Origin of the sequence: Parahoeflea alexandrii (assembly GCF_027214025.1) — a bacterium.
GTDB lineage: Bacteria > Pseudomonadota > Alphaproteobacteria > Rhizobiales > Rhizobiaceae > Hoeflea > Hoeflea alexandrii_A.
Genome location: NZ_JAPWHB010000034.1, coordinates 1 through 424 on the forward strand (window position 1 = coordinate 1; position 424 = coordinate 424).

The 424-nt window shown below is 67.0% G+C and carries 1 protein-coding gene; it reads left to right on the forward strand.

Annotated elements, in window-relative coordinates:
* On the forward strand, positions 1-424 hold a 424-nt coding region (locus tag O4H62_RS26310; protein WP_269391852.1), incomplete at both ends, for a VCBS domain-containing protein.

Below are 424 nucleotides of genomic sequence, written 5' to 3' on the forward strand. Positions count from 1 at the left end.
CGGCGACGCTCGCCAACGGCTACGTTCTGACGGCTGGCCAGGAAGCCACGCTTCTCGGCGCCTTCAGCCTCGATGATCTGCTCGATGGCGTGAGCAACTCGACGTTCGGCGACGGTTCGGGCGAGATCGCCTGGACCTATGACGCCACCAATGCGGCGATCGACTTCCTGGGCGAGAACGACCAGCTGGTTCTGACCTTCACCGTGACGGTCGACGACCAGAACGGCGGCACCGCCTCGCAGGACGTCACCATCACCATCAACGGCACCAATGATGCACCGGTGATCGATGCCGGGTCTGTCGTGGCCGGTGCTGTCACCGAGAGCGGCGACATTGCGGGCATCAACGAGGCCGGGTTCGGCGGGGCGCTGAGCTCGGACGCGGTGCTGAGCGGCGGGGCGCAGGCGCTTCTGGCCGGGCTGCA